Source organism: Alphaproteobacteria bacterium (genome assembly GCA_018667735.1).
GTDB lineage: Bacteria > Pseudomonadota > Alphaproteobacteria > Rickettsiales > JABIRX01 > JABIRX01.
Genome location: JABIRX010000052.1, coordinates 1 through 18,352, shown reverse-complemented (window position 1 = coordinate 18,352; position 18,352 = coordinate 1). Strand labels below are relative to the sequence as shown.

The 18,352-nt window shown below is 30.1% G+C and carries 19 protein-coding genes, 1 tRNA gene and 1 pseudogene; 8 read left to right on the top strand and 13 right to left on the bottom strand.

From position 1 onward, the window contains the following. Positions 1 to 29 precede the first annotated feature (29 nt). The 3 genes from HOH73_05835 to acs form a co-directional block, all read right to left on the bottom strand. Positions 30 to 1,034 carry a polyprenyl synthetase family protein gene (locus tag HOH73_05835; protein ID MBT5828376.1) on the bottom strand — a complete coding sequence of 335 codons (1,005 nt, stop codon included), beginning with the start codon at positions 1,032 to 1,034 and terminating at the stop codon, positions 30 to 32. A 13-nt stretch (positions 1,035 to 1,047) separates the two neighbouring features. Beyond that, a tRNA-Leu gene (locus HOH73_05830) sits at positions 1,048 to 1,134 on the bottom strand. 62 nt (positions 1,135 to 1,196) lie between these two features. Further along, the gene (gene acs, locus HOH73_05825; protein ID MBT5828375.1) at positions 1,197 to 3,074 is read right to left on the bottom strand and encodes an acetate--CoA ligase; all 1,878 of its coding nucleotides are present in this window, start codon (positions 3,072 to 3,074) and stop codon (positions 1,197 to 1,199) included. A 54-nt stretch (positions 3,075 to 3,128) separates the two neighbouring features. On the opposite strand from acs, the gene HOH73_05820 reads away from it, so the two are divergent. Then, positions 3,129 to 3,569, top strand: a complete 441-nt coding sequence (locus tag HOH73_05820; protein ID MBT5828374.1) for a type II toxin-antitoxin system RatA family toxin — start codon at positions 3,129 to 3,131, stop codon at positions 3,567 to 3,569. Position 3,570: 1 nt separating this feature from the next. On the opposite strand, the gene HOH73_05815 is transcribed toward HOH73_05820, so the two are convergent. From HOH73_05815 to ispD, 3 genes are read right to left on the bottom strand one after another with little or no spacing between them, the layout of a single operon-like run. Then, entirely contained in the window at positions 3,571 to 4,047 is a 477-nt protein-coding gene (locus tag HOH73_05815; protein MBT5828373.1) for a CinA family protein, read from the bottom strand. Continuing rightward, on the bottom strand, positions 4,040 to 4,579 hold the full coding sequence (locus HOH73_05810; GenBank protein ID MBT5828372.1) for a phosphatidylglycerophosphatase A: 540 nt from the start codon (positions 4,577 to 4,579) through the stop codon (positions 4,040 to 4,042). The genes HOH73_05815 and HOH73_05810 overlap by 8 nt, the downstream gene beginning before the upstream one ends. Continuing rightward, complete coding sequence (gene ispD / locus HOH73_05805; protein MBT5828371.1) at positions 4,569 to 5,723, bottom strand: 2-C-methyl-D-erythritol 4-phosphate cytidylyltransferase; 1,155 nt, start codon at positions 5,721 to 5,723, stop codon at positions 4,569 to 4,571. Before ispD ends, HOH73_05810 begins: the two co-directional genes overlap by 11 nt. Before the next feature lie 73 nt (positions 5,724 to 5,796). Here ispD and rpsT point away from each other — a divergent pair, with 73 nt between their 5' ends. From rpsT to HOH73_05785, 4 genes are read left to right on the top strand one after another with little or no spacing between them, the layout of a single operon-like run. Then, positions 5,797 to 6,060, top strand: a complete 264-nt coding sequence (gene rpsT / locus HOH73_05800; protein ID MBT5828370.1) for a 30S ribosomal protein S20 — start codon at positions 5,797 to 5,799, stop codon at positions 6,058 to 6,060. A 48-nt stretch (positions 6,061 to 6,108) separates the two neighbouring features. Continuing rightward, complete coding sequence (recG, locus tag HOH73_05795; GenBank protein ID MBT5828369.1) at positions 6,109 to 8,172, top strand: ATP-dependent DNA helicase RecG; 2,064 nt, start codon at positions 6,109 to 6,111, stop codon at positions 8,170 to 8,172. A gap of 53 nt (positions 8,173 to 8,225) precedes the next feature. Continuing rightward, complete coding sequence (locus HOH73_05790) at positions 8,226 to 9,551, top strand: dihydroorotase (GenBank protein MBT5828368.1); 1,326 nt, start codon at positions 8,226 to 8,228, stop codon at positions 9,549 to 9,551. Then, a complete protein-coding gene (locus tag HOH73_05785; protein MBT5828367.1) occupies positions 9,548 to 9,784 on the top strand; it encodes a hypothetical protein in 237 nt (78 codons plus the stop codon). The genes HOH73_05790 and HOH73_05785 overlap by 4 nt, the downstream gene beginning before the upstream one ends. A 257-nt stretch (positions 9,785 to 10,041) precedes the next feature. Here the strand turns inward: HOH73_05785 and dut are convergent, their stop codons facing one another. Then, entirely contained in the window at positions 10,042 to 10,491 is a 450-nt protein-coding gene (gene dut, locus HOH73_05780) for a dUTP diphosphatase (protein MBT5828366.1), read from the bottom strand. Positions 10,492 to 10,551: 60 nt separating this feature from the next. On the opposite strand from dut, the gene trpS reads away from it, so the two are divergent. From trpS to HOH73_05765, 3 genes are read left to right on the top strand one after another with little or no spacing between them, the layout of a single operon-like run. Then, entirely contained in the window at positions 10,552 to 11,541 is a 990-nt protein-coding gene (gene trpS / locus HOH73_05775) for a tryptophan--tRNA ligase (GenBank protein ID MBT5828365.1), read from the top strand. A gap of 1 nt (position 11,542) precedes the next feature. Continuing rightward, positions 11,543 to 12,484, top strand: a complete 942-nt coding sequence (gene nadA, locus HOH73_05770) for a quinolinate synthase NadA (protein MBT5828364.1) — start codon at positions 11,543 to 11,545, stop codon at positions 12,482 to 12,484. Then, on the top strand, positions 12,484 to 12,909 hold the full coding sequence (locus tag HOH73_05765; GenBank protein MBT5828363.1) for a hypothetical protein: 426 nt from the start codon (positions 12,484 to 12,486) through the stop codon (positions 12,907 to 12,909). Before nadA ends, HOH73_05765 begins: the two co-directional genes overlap by 1 nt. A gap of 10 nt (positions 12,910 to 12,919) precedes the next feature. On the opposite strand, the gene HOH73_05760 is transcribed toward HOH73_05765, so the two are convergent. The 6 genes and pseudogenes from HOH73_05760 to HOH73_05735 form a co-directional block, all read right to left on the bottom strand. Next, complete coding sequence (locus tag HOH73_05760; protein ID MBT5828362.1) at positions 12,920 to 13,405, bottom strand: redoxin domain-containing protein; 486 nt, start codon at positions 13,403 to 13,405, stop codon at positions 12,920 to 12,922. A gap of 117 nt (positions 13,406 to 13,522) precedes the next feature. After that, positions 13,523 to 13,846, bottom strand: coding sequence for a hypothetical protein (locus tag HOH73_05755; protein ID MBT5828361.1), 324 nt, complete (start codon positions 13,844 to 13,846; stop codon positions 13,523 to 13,525). A 75-nt stretch (positions 13,847 to 13,921) separates the two neighbouring features. Beyond that, entirely contained in the window at positions 13,922 to 15,460 is a 1,539-nt protein-coding gene (locus HOH73_05750; GenBank protein MBT5828360.1) for a cryptochrome/photolyase family protein, read from the bottom strand. Beyond that, positions 15,426 to 16,887 (bottom strand): annotated as a pseudogene (locus tag HOH73_05745) (deoxyribodipyrimidine photo-lyase/cryptochrome family protein). The gene HOH73_05750 and the pseudogene HOH73_05745 overlap by 35 nt, the downstream one beginning before the upstream one ends. After that, a complete protein-coding gene (locus HOH73_05740; protein ID MBT5828359.1) occupies positions 16,884 to 17,843 on the bottom strand; it encodes an NAD(P)-binding protein in 960 nt (319 codons plus the stop codon). The pseudogene HOH73_05745 and the gene HOH73_05740 overlap by 4 nt, the downstream one beginning before the upstream one ends. Continuing rightward, on the bottom strand, positions 17,840 to 18,352 hold a 513-nt coding region (locus tag HOH73_05735; protein ID MBT5828358.1), incomplete at its 5' end, for a sugar nucleotide-binding protein. The genes HOH73_05735 and HOH73_05740, both read right to left, overlap by 4 nt.

The following is an 18,352-nucleotide window of genomic DNA, read 5'->3' as shown; positions in this document are numbered from 1 at the left end:
TTAGGATTAATGTAAATCTTATAATAATATTAGAAGCTACGGTTAATGGTGATATGACAAATATTTTTTAGAATTTCTCTACTTTTACATTCAGGGAAATTATTCAACAAATTTAGAGCTTTATCAATATGATTCTTAGCATAATTAAAACATTGTTTTAAAATATCCTTATGCTCTAATTCGGTTAAAACATAATTGAGCTTATCTCTGGTAGCTTCTTCACTATTAAAAATATTTTCTAATTCAAGCTTCTCGTTATCACTAGAGTTATTATATAATAAAATTACTGGTAAAGTGATTTTTTGCTCATAAAAGTCATCTCCTATATTTTTTCCTAAATTTTTTGATTCTAAGCTATAATCAAGGATATCATCAATAATTTGAAAAGCTAAGCCAAGATTGAAAGCAAATTCATACAAGATGTTAGCTTCACTTGCACTTCTATTTGCAACTACAGCAGCAGACTTTGCAGCAGCGCCAAATAATTCGGCGGTTTTAGCCTGAATAACTTCTAAATAAAGCTTAAATGAAAAAGTCTTGTTTTTGATTAATTCCAACTGCTTAACTTCACCCTGAGTTATTATGGATGATGCTTTAGCTAAAGTTTGCAATGCTTCCAATGATTTGCTATTCACCATATATTTAAAACTTTCTGCAAATAAAAAATCACCAACCAATATAGGTGTCTTATTACCATGTTGATAATTAGCTGTTTCTCTTCCTCTTCTTAATTTGCTACCGTCAATAACATCGTCATGCAATAATGTGGCTGTGTGAATAAGCTCTACTGCGGATGCTAAATAATATAATTCTTCTTTTTCGTAGTTAAAAAGCTTTCCACATAAAATTGTTAATAATGGTCTTATTCTTTTTCCACCCGCATTAAAAATGTTTTTGACAACTAATTGAATTAAATCAGATTTGTCTGAAAGTATTTTATACAACAAGTTATCTATGATTTTTAAATCTTCGCTAACTAGGTTTTTTAAGTCGGATATTTCTATGTTATGTTTAGCTTTTTTTTGCTCGTGCATATGATTGTTATAATGGTGCCCTCGGCCGGACTTGAACCGGCAAGGGCCAAAGCCCCACGGATTTTAAGTCCGTTGCGTCTACCAATTCCGCCACGAGGGCACTTAAAAATCCAGGATTACAATATAGTGCATAATATTATATGCAATAGTTATATTAAATAATTATAAAGCCTCCTCTAATTCTTTTATAATGTTAGGATTAACTAAAGTAGAGATATCGCCGTAATCACTTGAATTGCTAACAATTTTCTTTAAAATTCTGCGCATTATTTTACCAGATCTAGTTTTAGGTAAATCTGAAACTATAGTAATTTTGTCAGGTTTAGCAAAGGAACCAATATGATCTTTAATTAAATTGATTATTTCTTCTGTAAGATTATTAGCTGTTTCAGAGATAATAACAAATGCTTGAATAGCCTCCCCTTTTATCGCATGAGGGTAGCCAATTACTGCCGATTCTGAGACTAAATTATGTAAATTAATAACATCCTCAACCTCTGCTGTGCCTATTCTGTGCCCAGAGACATTAATAACATCATCTACCCTACCCGTAATTCTAAAATTACCAGATTTTGATTTATAAGCACCGTCTCCTGCAAAATAGTAACCAGGAAATCTATTAAAATATGTTTCTTTGCACCTTTCATGGTCTCCCCATATTGTTCTTAACATTGATGGCCATGGTTTTTTTATACATAAATTTCCATTTTTATCTGTAGAGGTTATCTCATCTCCTTTATTATTGAGTAATGCTACTTCAATGCCTGGCAAAGGTTTTGTCGCATATGTAGCTGGATTTTCTGTAATATTTGCAAGTGGTGAAATTAAAATACCTCCAGTTTCAGTTTGCCACCAACTATCAATAATAGGAGAATTACCCTTACCTACATTGTCATAATACCATTGCCATGCTTCTTGATTGATTGGTTCTCCAACCGAGCCTAAAACGCGTAATGATGGCATTTTATAATTTTCCACATGCTTAAGTCCTTGATGCATTAAAGCTCTTATTGCGGTAGGTGCGGTATAAAAAATATTTACATTATGCTTTTCTATAATTTGCCAAAATCTAGAAGGATTTGGATGAGTTGGTACTCCTTCAAACATTAAAATAGTTGCACCACATAATAAAGGTCCATAAGTCATATAAGTATGTCCTGTAATCCAACCTATATCTGCTGTGCAAAAGAAGATTTCTTTTTCCTTATATTGAAAAACATTTTGGAATGAATATGCAGCATAGACCATATATCCTCCTATGCTATGTAATATGCCTTTAGGCTTTCCGGTTGAGCCTGAAGTATATAATATAAAAAGAGGATCTTCTGAATCCATATGCTCTGCATTATTATCTTCAGTAAATTTACTTAATTCATCTTGCCAAATAATTATATTTTTTGTGGATTTTGCCAAGTTATCACTTCTTTTATAAAGAATGATATTTTTTACAGCTTTGGTATTTTCTACTGCCTTATTTACAATATCTAATAAATTTAAATTTTTATTTCCTCTTTTGAGTAGATCTGCTGTAATTATTAATTTAGCGCCACAATCATTGATTCTTTCTTCCAGAGCATTAGCAGAAAAGCCAGCAAATATCACAGAGTGAATAGCACCTATTCTTGCACATGCAAGCATTGCTATGATAGCCTCAGGTATCATAGGCATATAAATGCAGACTCTATCCCCTTTATTTATTTGATTGGCGCTTAATAAATTAGCAAATTTTTTAGTCTCACTAGCTAATTCTTCGTAAGTTATATAACGATTTTTTTCACTTGGATCATTAGCTTCCCAAATTATAGCATTTTCTTTCGCCTTATCCTCAAGATGCCTGTCAAGACAGTTATAAGAAATATTAGTTTTACCATCAATAAACCACTTATTATCCGCATTTTGCATATTACAGTTTGAAACTTTGCTCCATTTTTTAAACCAGTGGAAATTTTCTGCTATATTTGCCCAAAATTTATTTGGGTTACTTTCTGCAAGCTTAGTTTTTGCTTGATAGTCTGCTATGTCTTTAATTTTTAATTCCATATTGTTAAATGTTAATTATTATGCATAGAATAAAACTCAAATTATAAAATTTCAATGCCCACGCACAAGGAGTCTATTAATCTTTCTTATAGTAGAGAAGAATTATGCAAATTAATCTTAGATGTGGAAAAATATCCTGAATTTTTACCTTGGTGTAGTAAGTGTAAAATTATTAACAAAAAATCAGAAGAGCATTTTTTTGCAGAGCTAGAAGTACATTATAAGCATTTTAAAAAAGCTTATATTTCCGAAATAAAGGTTATTAAAAATGACGAATTAATAGAAATAAAAGTAAAAATGGTTAAAGGGCCTTTTAAAAGGTTAATTAATATCTGGAAGTTAACAGAAAAAAACAACTTAACAGAATTAGAGTTCTTTATTGATATTGAGCTAAAATCCTTTGCTCTACAGTTAATGTTAAAAGCTTTGTTTAACAATGTTTATAAAAAAATGCTTGAGTCATTTCAAGCAAGAGCAAAAGAAATTTATGGTTAAATTATATATTTTCTTTAATTAAATCAATTGCAGCAAGGCAGGATAACTTTCTGATTTTACTTCTATTGCCACTAAAATTATATTTTTTTGCTATGGTGGTATTTTTTTTACTTAAGCTTATATAGACCAAACCTACAGGTTTGTTTGATAAATCTGTTTTAGGACCCGCTATGCCAGTTATTGCAAGAGCTAAGTCAGTTTTTTGCTGTTTTATTAAATTTTTGCATAATTCAATTGCAACTGACTCACTTACAGCGCCTTTGTTCTGAATTAAAGCTTCGTCAATATTTAGTAATTTACTTTTTGCTTGGTTAGAATAAACAATTAGCGCAGCTTTAAAATAGCTTGAAGCTCCTGAGTAAGAGGTTAAAATAGAGGAAAGTAACCCTCCAGTACATGATTCTGCCAAGGAGATAGTTAAATTTTCTCGCTTCAGTTTTTTACATAAAAGATAAGATTTATACTTTAACTTAAGCATAAAAAAAGATGTTTATAAGGCTTAAAAATGCTATTGTGCATATTGCAGCAGCTATTGCGGCAACTATATCGTCTAGAATAACACCTATCGCACCTTTTACGTTTTTATCACAATAGCCTATCAATGAGGGCTTAGTAATGTCGAAAACTCTAAAAAATACAAAGCTTATAATAATCAAATAATAAGAAGTTGCTAAATTATGAATAAAAAATGAGCAATATATAAAACATAATATTTGTGTGATATATTGCCCTATATATTCATCTATAATAACTTCACTAGGGTCTTGATTTGAATTGTCTTTGCAATAAAAATATGTAGCTAAAGTACCTAAGCACACAAATAATGCAATATGTATTAAATAAGCTGATATTAAGGTTAGGTTAAATAATTTTACATAAATAGTAAATTCAGCCGCCGCGACTAAAGACCCAAATGTACCTGGCATAATTGGTATTTTACCTAGGCCAAATAAGGTTGCTAACAAAAAAGCTGGGCTAGAAAATTTAAGTGGTTGCTTTTTAAGGCTCATATTTTTTTACCATAATAGATGTTGTAACAGCTATACCCTCCTCACGACCCAAAAAGCCTAATTTTTCAGTGGTAGTAGCTTTCACATTTATTTTATCAGAGCTGATTTTTAAAATACAGGCTAAATTATTTTTTATGTTATTTTTATATTTAAATAATTTTGGCGCTTCGCACATTATAGTTATGTCTATATTACAAATCTCAGCATTATTTTTGTTTAACATCTCATTTGCTTTATTTAAAAAAAACTCAGATGACATGTTTTTATATTTCTCTTCGGTTGGAGGAAAATGGTCTCCTATATCTCCACATGCGATACTGCCAAGCATTGCATCTACTAATGCATGTATTAAGACATCACCATCTGAATGAGCGATAATGTCTTTGTTATGCTTGATTTTTATGCCACCCAAAGTGATAGTAGCATCTTCTTTAGGGTTGCTAAACTTATGTACATCAAAGCCGTTACCTACTCTGTAAGAAATTTTAGGAGATATTAATTTATTCGCTCTATCCAAATCATGATAGTTAGTTAGTTTGAAATTATCTTCTATACCCTCAAAAATATTTACTGTATGACCACATGCTTCCATTAAGGCCGAATCATCATTATATTTTTGACCTATTATGTTGTTGTGACACTCTAGCAATTTAGAGAAGTTGAATATTTGAGGTGTTTGAACTTTAAACAACTCATTACGATCTAAAGTTTTATTTGATAATTTATTTATTTTCCTAATAGAGTCACATATTGGTAAAACTGGAATAGCAGCTACATGATTTTCGATTGCTAGAAAAGCCTTATTTATTAAATCTTGGTTTAAAAAAGGTCTCGCACTATCATGTATTAAAACATTTTTAACCTTAAATTTGCTTGCATAAGTTAGAGCGTTTTTTACTGATAATTGTCTTGTTTTTCCAGCTTCTATTACATTTGTAATATTGTGCTTTTTTACAATAGGTTGAAAAAAGTCTAAATGTTGGTGGTTAGTAACTAAAATAATTTTATCTATTTGTACATTTGCCTTTAGAGCTAATAGAGAATATTCTATTATATATTTTGCCCCAATCTTGCAATATTGTTTTGGCACATTAAAATTAAATCTAGTTGAGCTGCCTCCTGCAAGTAATATTGCTATATTCATTTTTTTGTTTGACCTAAATATAAGTTTATATATAGTAAATGCAGTTAAATTAAACAATATATATTTTAAAATAATGGCTAACCATAAATCGGCACAAAAGAGAATTAGACAAACTGAAAGAAAAACTGAAGTTAATAGAAAAAGAAGGTCTCAAATTAGAACTGCAATAAGAGCAGTTATGGACGCGATCACAGCAAAAAAGAAAGATGATGCAACAACAGCTCTTAAAAAAGCTGAATCTTCAATCATGAAAGGTGTATCTAAAGGCGTAGTTAAAAAAGAGACTGCTTCTAGAAAAGTTAGTCGTTTAGTTGCTGCAGTCAAAAAAATAGCTTAATACAGCCCCCTATCCACGTTAATTTAGGTGTTTATAAGGTAATTTCTTATGAAGATATTATCTAAAATAAATTCGATCTTGGGAGTTGGGCCTTCCTTAAATAAAACAATCTCCAAACTTGTTTCTGGTGATCAGGTGTCAGACCTGCTTTTACATCTACCTAACACAGTTATAAAGAGAGCTCTAACTGATGATTATAGCGACTTGGTCGCAAATCAGATTGTTACTACAAAAATTTTAATAGTTTCGCACAAAGAATCATATAATAGATCCCCATATGTTGTTAACGCAATTAACTCTCTGGGATGTGAAGTTAGCATTAGTTACTTTAATAGTAGAAAATATAGCCTAAAATCACTTTTACCTGAAGGACAAGCTAGAATAATTAGTGGTAAAGCAACAATTTATAAGGATAAATTAAATTTTATTAATCCAGATAGAATTTATGAAGTTGAGAGCTTTAAAAGTTATTTAGAGCCAGTTTACCCAATGACTAAAGGGCTTTTTCCCGCAACTTATAGAAAAATAGTTAGCAAAGCCATTAATTTGTTAGATTGCTTACCAGAGTGGCAGGATAAAGATGTAGTGGAAAAGTTTAAGTTTCCTAAATTTAATGAAGCTTTAGAGCGGGTCCATAATCCAAAATCGGCAGAAGATATTACACATGATTCTAATTTTATAAGAAGATTAGCATATGATGAAATGCTTGCTATGCAATTGGCACTTCGTGTGGCAAAAGTAAATGTTACTAATGATGATGATAGTTCTTTAGTTGCGAAAAATATTTTAACAGAGAAGTTGTTGAGAATATTGCCCTTTGAGCTAACTAAGGCACAGACAGAGGCAGTTTCGCAGATACAAAATGATCTAATTTCTAAAAGCAAAATGACAAGGTTGTTACAAGGTGATGTTGGCTGTGGTAAAACTATTGTTGCTGCACTTGCTATTTTACATGTTATTGAGGCCGGAAAACAAGCTGCTTTCATGGTACCTACCGGAGTTTTAGCAAAGCAGCATGAGAGTTTTTTTAATGAATATTTCTCACAGTTAAATATAGAAGTAGCAATTATTACTGCGGCGGTTAAAGGTAAAAAAAGAAAGGAAATTTTAAGAAGATTAGAAAATGGTGAGATAAAGTTGTTAATTGGTACACATGCTTTGATCTATGATGCTATTAATTTTAAAAATTTAGCTTTAGTGGTAATTGATGAACAACATAGATTTGGTGTGGAACAAAGATTAAATTTGGTAGAGAAAGGTGAAAATACAAATTTCTTACTAATGACGGCGACCCCTATTCCCAGAACTTTGGCACTTTCTTTATATGGTGATTTAGATGTAACTACTATAATGCAAAAGCCAGAAGGTAGAAAAGATATTACTACAAGAATTATTTCAAAAGACAGGGTTCCTGAAATAATTATGGCAATTAAGGGGGCGTTACAAAAAGGTGAAAAAATTTACTGGGTATGTCCCCTTATTGAGGAATCAGAATTATTATCATTAACAAACTTGGAAGATAGATATAAAGAATTTAGTTTGATTTTCCCAAACCAAGTTGGCTTTGTGCATGGAAAAATGAAGCAAGATGAAAAAACTGACATTTTAGAAGATTTTACTGCAGGTAAAATAAAAATTCTTATTTCAACTACAGTTATAGAAGTTGGGGTAAATGTAGTTGATGCAACAATTATGGTTATAGAACATGCTGAAAATTTTGGGCTTGCGCAATTGCATCAATTGCGTGGTAGAGTTGGCCGAGGCATCAAAGCTGGGAAATGTATTTTACTTTATGATAAAGGTTTAATCTCTAAAACTTCTCTTAATCGTTTGAGTGTTATGCGTGATTCCAATGATGGTTTTAAAATAGCGGAAGAAGATTTAAAAATAAGAGGTGGAGGTGAAGTTTTGGGAACTAAACAAAGTGGTCTACCTGAATTTAAAATTGCTTCACTTAGTGCTCATTATGATTTGTTAAAAACTGCTAATCAGGATGCTAAATATTTGTTAGAGGCAAATAATGAGGAGAGCAAAAAAAGATTAAAAAATGCAGAAACTTTACTTAAAATTTTTGGTTATGAATATAAATTTAAATTTAAAAATTTAGGTTAAATTTTAATTGTGTTGTCTAAAGAACACATATATCATATTGAAAAAATGTAATTATGCCTAAATTTAATAAACCACATAACCTAGATAACGCAAAAAAGATTTTAAGCAATTGCCTTATAATTGATCCAGCAAGCAAATATGAGCAAAAAGGAGAAGTAATCATAGATTCTGGCAAAATAATAGATTTTGGTGCTGACTTATTAAGTAAATATAACCAAAAAGGAGAATTTCAAATTATAGATTGTAAGGGCAACATAGTTTGTCCAGGCTTAATTGATATTCAAGTTCATTTTAGAGATCCAGGTCAAACCCATAAAGAGGATTTAATCTCAGGAAGTAAGGCGGCTATTGCAGGAGGTGTTACTTCAGTCGTTTGTCAACCCAATACTTCACCTGTTATTGATAATGAAATGACCTTAGAATATTTAACCTACAAGGCCAAGCAAGAGGCTTATTGTAATGTATTTACTTATGCTGCCATAACTAAGGCTATGGCAGGCGAAACTTTAGCAGAATTAGCAATTTTGGCACAGTCTGAATTAGTCGTAGGTTTTACAGATGATGGTTTGCCTGTTATGAATGCAAACATAATGAGAAGAGCGTTAGAATATGCTAAATCACTAAATATGGTTGTTGCTCAGCATGCGGAAGATTTAAATATATCAAATAAAGGCTGTATTAATGAAGGTGCAATATCAGAAAAATTAGGTGTGTCTGGTATACCAAATGTTTCTGAATCAGTTATAGTTGCAAGAGATATAGATTTAGTTAGATTAACTGGAGGAAAATATCATGTATTACATGTATCTGCAAGAGAGTCATTGCCATATATAGTTGCAGCAAAAAAAGAAAATTTACCAGTTACAGCCGAAGTTTCTCCGCATCATTTTAGCCTAACAGATGCAGCTATTTTAGAACATGATACTGATGCTAAAATGAACCCCCCACTAAGAAGCGAATTAGATCGAACAGCTCTAATAGAAGCTTTAAAAGACGGAACTATTGATGCAATAGCGACAGATCATGCACCACATGATTTTGATTCTAAGAATAAATCATTACAACAAGCTGCTTTTGGTATTGTTGGTTTAGAAACTTTATTGCCTTTAAGTCTAGAACTATATCATAATAAGCACTTATCTTTGCATGATTTACTGGCAAAGTTAACTTGTAACCCTGCCGATATCATAAATATAGATAGAGGTAGGATAAAAAAGGGTGCTATTGCAGATTTAACTGTAATAGATATTAATGCTGAGTTTACTATAAATAAAAATGATTTTTACTCAAAGTCTAAAAATACACCATTTAACGGTCGTAAAGTGAAAGGTAGAGCAGTAAAAACATTTTTGAGTGGTCATTTGGTTTTTGAGTTATGATAGAAATCATGCCTTACATAATCACCTATACATGTATTTGGTGGTTTTTATTTTTTATATCTTTACCTATAGCTATTAGAGAAAAGATTATTACTGATAATAAAGATCAATTTAAGAAGGAGGTAACTAAAGCATATATTTGGTTAAAAATTCTAATTGTAACAATATTATCATTACCTTTAACTTATTTTGCAAAAATTTGGTTTGATCAAATTTTGCTTGATATGCTATAATAAATATAAGACGTCTTTAGTTTACACAATTTGAGCTGCTCCATTTTTGGTAAAATGCTCAACTTTAGATATTTTGTCATATGTATTTGGACATATAGGTTCCAATATCTAATCTGTATTTTAAATTGTTTTTAAGTTCATGTTAAACCTAGTTAAAGCATATATCAGCTGCTAAAACTATGACAATATTGTTTTAGTATTCATCTTTAATATGAGGATTAGCTTTGCTTAGTTAGATCTTTGCAGGTTATAAAACTTTAAGATGTCTTTAGCCCTGTAGAGCCAAAGCCCCCCTCACCTCTTTGCGTATCTGATAAAGTTTGTACAAATTCTAATTCGACTTGTTCATATTTTGCAATTACCATTTGCGCAATTCTAGTACCATTTTCTACAATATAATCTGTTTTGCCGTGGTTAATCAGTATAATACCTATCTCACCTCTATAGTCACTATCTATAGTACCGGGTGTATTTAATACGGTAATAGAATGTTTTAATGCTAAGCCAGATCTTGGTCTTACTTGCGCTTCATAGCCTTGTGGTAATGCTATAGCTATACCAGTTGGTATTAATTTTGTTTCACCTGGCTTGATTGTTTCTGCTTTTTGATTGTTAGCTCTTAAATCAATTCCAGCACTTCCTTTGGTTGCATAAAATAAATTATCAGAAGATATATCATTGGTTAATGGTTTTACTTGTAATTTCATGAATTTGACTATATAATTAGTGAGCTTAATTTATAACAAATAGCCATAAAAACAAGCAATATTATGAAGATTGTAGTTTCAGCAGCACAGCCAACAGGAAGTTTACACCTAGGAAATTATCTAGGTAGTATTAAAAACTGGATAGATTTAGAAGCAAAATATCAATGCTTTTTTCCTATTGTTGACCTTCACGCAATAACCGCTAACACTTGCTCAGCCAAGGATTTAAAAGCAAATATATATAATACTTTAGCTCTTTATCTAGCTTCTGGTTTGGATCATAAAAAGTCATTCATTTATAAACAGTCCGACATTTCTATGCATGCTGAATTATTTTGGTTGTTAAGTTGCTCTACGCAAATAGGCAAATTAAATCGTATGATTCAATTTAAGGATAAAGCTGGTAAAAACAAGGAAAAAGCAAGCCTTGGCCTATATGCTTATCCAGTGTTAATGGCTGCAGATATATTACTTTACAAGGCAGATTTAGTTCCGGTTGGAGAAGATCAAAAACAACATATCGAATTAACAAATGATATTGCGAAAAGCTTTAATTCACAATATGGAGTAAATTATTTTTCTGAAGTCGAGACTTTATTTTCTAGCGAAAGCAAAAGAATTATGTCACTTAGAGATGGACAAAAAAAGATGAGTAAATCTGATGAATCAGATAATAGTAGAATTAATCTTACAGATGAAGATGAAGCAATTAGAAAGAAAATAGCTAAAGCAAAAACAGATGTTAATCCCGATTTAACAGGAGATTTAGTTAATAGAGAAGAATTAAAAAACCTTCTCTCTATCTATTCCAGCTTAAGTAACAAAACCATAATAGAATTACAATTAGAGTATCAAAATTGTGGCTTTAAAAAACTAAAAGAGGATTTAGCTGAAATTTGTATTAATAAGATTTCTCCAATTAGAGAAAAAGCAAAAATCCTCCTAAATGACAAGACTTATCTTGATGTAATTTTAAAGGATTCAGCAAGTATGGTTAATGAAATTGCATCTAAGAATTTAAAAGAGATAAAAGATATAATAGGATTTTAATATGGTTAATAATAATCTTTCATTAGAGAAAAACATTAATAAACTTAAACAAGATAAAAATGTTGTTATCTTAGCTCATTATTATCAAACAGATGACATACAAGATATTGCAGATTTTGTAGGAGACTCCCTTGATTTATCAAAAAAAGCAGCAAGTACAGATGCAGATGTAATATTATTTTGTGGTGTAAAGTTTATGGCAGAGGTGGCAAAAATTTTAAACCCCACTAAAAAAGTTCTAGTTCCTGATTTAAATGCAGGCTGTTCTTTAGAAGAATCCTGCCCTGCTGATAAATTTGCCCAATTTGTTAAAAGTGAAAACTCTGTTGTGGTTAGCTATATTAATTGTTCGGCTGATATCAAAGCATTATCCGATATTATTGTTACCTCATCAAATGCTGAGAAAATTATAAAATCTATACCAGCAGAAAAAGAAATAATCTTTGCACCTGATAAAAATTTAGGTAATTATTTAATTAAGAAAACAGGAAGGAAAATGAAATTGTGGAATGGATCATGCATAGTACATGAACAATTTTCATATAAATCTTTAGTAAAATTAAAAGAGCGTCATCAAGATGCACTTATAATCGCACATCCCGAATGTCCAGAGAACCTTCTAGATTCTGCAGATTTTATAGGCTCTACCTCAAGGTTACTTAGTTTTGTTGAGCAAAATAAGGGGCGTGATTTTATTGTACTTACAGAGTCAGGCATAATACATCAAATGAAAAAGCTTAGTAAAAACAGTAATTTTTATGTTGTTCCGGCTATAAAAGAAGATATTTCCTGTGTCAATTGTAGTAATTGTCCACATATGAAATTGAATACTATGGAGAAGATATATGAAGTATTAACTGAAGAAAATAATGAAATCACATTGAGTGATAATTTAAGGATTAGAGCAAAAAAACCACTATCTAGAATGTTAGAGCTTTCATAATGAGCGCTAAATTAAAAGAAATAGGTGCAATCATCACAGCAGCAAGATTAAATTTAGGCATAAGTAAAAACAAAATGGCAACAAAATTAGAGTTGCCTTTTAAATATTTAGAATTAATTGAAAATGGTGAATTTGATAAAAATTATCATAACGCATTAGTTTCAAGATATTTAAGAATTTATTTAAATTATTTAAACCTAGATACAGAAGTTATTATTAAATCTTATAAAGCATCTTGTGACGAATATAAGTCTGGCAAGCATAAATTTACACTTTTTAATTACAAATTCTTTTCTGGAAAGCTAATTACAAAATTAATAATTATATTTTTATTATGCTTTTTTATAGCTAGTAAAACCACTAATTATAAAAACTCCAAAATTGAAGAAGATTTCACAATTTTAGAAAAAGCTCTTCATCATTAACAAGCTAGTATTAAATAAGTAATTCTTCTATTTTATTTATTATTTTTTTACTTTCTGGCTTAGTTGAAGATGAAAACCAAGCTGCTAAGTCTCCATTTTTATCAATCAGATATTTATGAAAATTCCATTTAGGTGAGCCTATAAAGCCAGCTTTTGTTCTTGCCCAAAGATAAAATGGATGAGCATTATTACCCTTAATTTTTTCCATACACGAAATAGGAAAAGAGATATTAAAATTTTCTTCTGTAAATTCTTTTATCTTTTGATTTTCTGAGAATTCTTGCTTAGCAAAATCATCTGAGGGTACAGCTAATATTATCAGGCCTTTATCTTTATATTCTAAATATAAATTTTCTAATGATTTATATTGTGGTGTAAAGCCGCATTTTGACGCTGTATTTACAATTAAAACTACTTTGCCATGATAATCTGCAAGATTTATTATATTATTATCTAAATCTGTGAATGAAAATTGATGAGCATTTACTTTAGTCATGTTTGTGGCGCCTAGTTTTTGTAAAGATAAGGTCAATATTAAGCATAAATATAATAACTTTATCATAAAATATTTTAATTAGATTCTAATTTTTTAATTATTAATACAAGTCTGAATTTAACGTCCTATGCCGCCAGGCTGTTTATCTTTAGTATTATCCTTCTTCATATATTTTGTAAAGGCAGATTTTTCTGAAGGTATTTGTACTGAATGTTCTAAAGAATTAATTGGCTCATCTGTTCCTGATATAATTGCGGATACTTTAGTTTGTGCTTCAACTCTAGCTTTCTTTGTGGAAGGTTGCTGTTCTGATGCAGCTCCCTCATTACTTTCAATACTTGAAGAGCTAGAAGCTCTCGATTCAGAAGAAGTCAATCCTTCACTATCATCTAACTTTAAAATAGGGAGTTTTGTTTTTTTACCTTCATCATTTCTACTCATAACATATATCTAAAAAGTTAACTAATAACTTATTGTAACATATTTTTACCTATAATGCAAAGTTAAGTAAAGTTATCAGATGTTTTTTAAGAATTTCTTGCTATCAGATTGTATTTCCTCGAGTTTTTCTGTGGAAAACTTATTTAATACTGCGTATATCATGCGCATACGCTGATTATTAATAAGCTTATCTTTGTTTTTGATTAAGAAGTTCCAATATAAATAATTAAATGGACAGGCATTAGGGCCATTTTTTAATTTTACATCATATTTGCAATTTTTGCAGTAATTTGACATTTTATTAATATAAGCACCACTTGAAGCATAGGGTTTAGTTGCAAGAAAGCCCTCATCAGCAAATAATACCATACCTAATACATTAGGTAACTCTACCCACTCAAATGCATCTGCATAAACAATTAAATACCATTCAGATAATTCTAAGGGGTTAATTTCACTAATTAGAGCAAAATTTCCTAGAATCATTAATCTTTGTATATGATGAGCATAACTATTTTCTATAGTGTTTCTTAATGATTCTTTAAGACAATTTAGTTCTGTTTTACCATCCCAGTAAAAATCTGGTAAGTTGTTTTTAGCATTTAAAAAATTTTGCGTTTTGTAGTCAGGCATTTTAAGCCAGTAAATACCCCTAACATATTCACGCCAACCTAATATTTGTCTAATAAAGCCCTCAACAGAATTTAAGCCTATATTATTGTCTAGAGCGAATTTCTCAGCTCGAGTAACAACTTCTTTAGGCTCTAATAAACCATTATTTAAATAAAAACTAATATGGGCATGAAACATAAAATCTTCTCCTTCTAACATAGCATCTTGGAACTTACCAAAAGAAGAGAATCTGTTTTTTAGAAAATTATTAAATATTTCTAAGGCACCTACTCTAGTTGTTGCCAAATAAAATGGTTCTATATTACCAAAATGATGATTAAATTTTTGTTCAACTAAAGCTTTTACCTCTACAGTTATTTTATCGTTATTTATAAAATCTCTTTCTGGGATATTTATTTTGGTTTTAATGGATTCTCTATTTTCCTGGTCAAAATTCCATTTTCCACCTAAAGGCTTATTACCAGACATTAATATATTATGTTTTTTACGCATGAAACGATAAAAATTTTCCATAATAATAGTTTTCTTATCTTGATGAAACTCTTTAAATTCTTTTGTAGAACAAAAAAACCTGTCATCTTCAATGATATTTACATTTAGACCATTTAAATTTTGAATATCAGCTAAAACTCTATATTCTGAAGGTTCAGTTAGATATAATACATTACAATTGTAGTTCTTACTTATTCTATTTATTTCGCTCGTAAAATTCCCAGTATTTTGTTTATCATCTAGCTTTACATATAATATATTATATTTTTTTTCATTTAGTAAATTTGCAAAATTACGCATCGCAGCTAAAATAAAAACTAACTTCTTTTTATGATGCTTTGGTGTAGTACACTCATTAATCACTTCGCACATTAAAATAAGGCTATCTTCGTCATAATGTTTTAGTGAGCTAATATTTTCACTTAATTGGTCACCCATTACTAAGATTATTTTTTTAAACTTTCTTTTTTCTAGTTTTTCTACTTGCATGTTTTTTTATAATTATTTTTGCTATGTCGTTAAAATTATCTTCTTTTCTGAGGTCATATAGTTTTTTAGCTGCTTGTCTTCTAGATACAGCTTCATCAACTATGGGTAGAGGATAATCTCCAATTAATAGAGGTTCATTAGAAGGGCAGGACAAATTAGAAGTTGATACATCCTTTAATTCTGGGATATATTTTCTAATAAATGTGCCTTCTTTATCTTGATCTACGGCCTGTTTTATTGGATTGTAAATTCTAATTGCATTTATGCCAGTTACAGCGGATTGCATTTGAATTTGGCTGTAATGAATGCCAGGCTCGTAATCAATAAATAATTTTGCTAAATATTCTGCTACAATACGCCAATCTAACCAAAGGTGGTTAGTGGCAAAGCTTACTAACATAGCTCTCATTCTAAAATTAATCCAACCATGTAAGATAAGAGCTCTCATAGAGGAATCTACCATGGTAAAGCCTGTATTTCCCGTTGACCATGCCTTGAAAAACTTTTCATTATTGGTTCTATCTAACTCATCATACATTGGATGCATAGCTTTAAATTCTAATTCTGGTTCATCTTCTAATTTTTGAATAAAGTGACAATGCCATCTAAGACGCCCAGTAAATGAATTTATAGACCTCTTCCATAAAGAATTTTTTAGGCCAAGACTTCGCTTGATTTTTTCTGCATATTGATAAGTCTCCCTAACGCTAATACAGCCATATGCTAAATATGGAGATATTCTAGAGCAAGAATCAAAAGCGGTTACAGGAGATGACATTTCTTTACTATAATTTTCCCCACGCTCCTTAAAAAAACTATACAAATAAGATAAACCATGATCTCTACCACCTATTTGACTTTCTTTTATACCATCTTGCTTTAAATTTAAACTAGTAGCAGTAATTTTAGCATCTTCTTTTATTCTTAAAGTTAAGTCTATTATTTGTTTCAGCTAAAGACATTTGATGGTACCATTTGCTAGCCCAACCATCACGGTCTTTTAACACTCTTATTACGCCAAATTGACTTACTTCACTCCAGCCTACATTATTGTAATCGCACCATGATTTTACTTGCAAATCTCTTTTAAAGCTCCACATATTTCCAGTTTCCTGATGGGAATATAAATTTTTAATTTTAAATCTATCATTTATATAAATTAAAATATCGAGAATTTCCTCCCTTAATATGTTCAAAACTAAATTGTTTTTATTACATGTGTTTTTTAAGTCTTGGACTGATTCATAAGCAAATTTAAATTGACGATAGGAACTATCCCTTTGCAGCCATAAAGAAGGCTCAAAAGAATATATTAAAATTAAAGGCTTATCACTATTAACCGCACTTTCTAGCGCTTCATTATCATATAATCTTAAATCTTTTTTGAACCAAAATATGTTAGCTTCTTTTTTCTTGTCTAAATTCATTTATTTATTTGCTTAAATAAGTCTTTAGCACTTAGGAAAGCACTTTCAACCCTACCAGAAATTAACCAATCACCACATAAACCTATATTTAAGTTTGAATCAAAATAAGATTTATCAATATTAGATTTAATACTATTTGCGAATCGCCAACGCTGTAGACTAGTTACTTCAATATTGTTTTCATGGATAGTTATATATTTATTTAAGTTTGAAATTATTTTTTGAATTACCAGATTATCTTCTAATTCTAAATTTTCCTTTGCCCACTCATTTGAAGTGTTAACAACCAAAGCAGTAGCATTTGGTCTTGCTTCCTTTAAATTATTAAAAGCAAACCATTTTATGATATTGTCATCTAAACTTGCTGCAGAGAATTCATATTTAGGTTTTTCTCTTAAACCAAGCATCAAGCTGTAGCATGGAAGCATTTGAATTTTCTTTACTTTATCTATCTGCGAAAAATCCTTAGGTAACAAATCTACAGCCTGGTTAGAAGGAATAGCAATTATTAGGACTTCGAAATTATTTATAATTAAATTATCTTCAAATTCTAACTGCCAATTATTATTATGTGATATTTTTATTAATTTATGATTAAGTTTGATATCTAAATCTTTAGCTAAATATTTACAGAAGCTATTCATTTGTGGTTTAGCTACAAATTTATCTTCATTATTAACAGAGCTAAAATTAGCTATTTCTGCTGGCCACTTAGCAATAATGTTATTTGTTAAAGCTACTTCACAAAGCTTTCTAAATTCTGCACTTCTAGCTGTAAAATATTGCGCACCATGATCAAAGTGATAATCACCTATTCTTCTAGTTGCCATTCTACCACCAATACCTCTTGATTTATCAAATATTGTTACTTGGTTATATTTTGATAAATCATTTGCTATAGTAATACCAGCAAGACCTGCACCTATTACTGCAATTTTTTTGTTTTTTAATTTCATTTTAAATAGTTGGGCACAATGTTCTTATAATTAGTTAAGTTAATTTTTAACGAATTTATATTGTTATATTTACCTTTCGAGATATTATCATATTTGAGTAATTCAACTTGATCTTCAGTTAATAAATATATTTTGCAGAAATGTAGTATTTTTGCTTCAAATTTGGCAATTTTAAACGGTAATGTAACTAGCATTCTTTTTTTACGTGTAACTTGCAAAATAAATTCTAGAATTTCTTTAAAACTAACATTTTCATCACCATAAGCTTCGAAAATTTGATTTTTATAATTTGAACTCTCACATAAAATTAATATAGAATTTGCTATATCTTCTGCATAAATTGGTGAAAATAATGTTTTACCACCACCGATAAGTGGTAAGAAAGGTGAAAATTTAGAAATTCTAGCAAATAAATTAAAGAAATTATCATTTTCACCAAATATAATACTAGGCTTTATTATAATGTAATTTTTCGATTCTTGTATAATAGCTTGCTCACCAGCTAACTT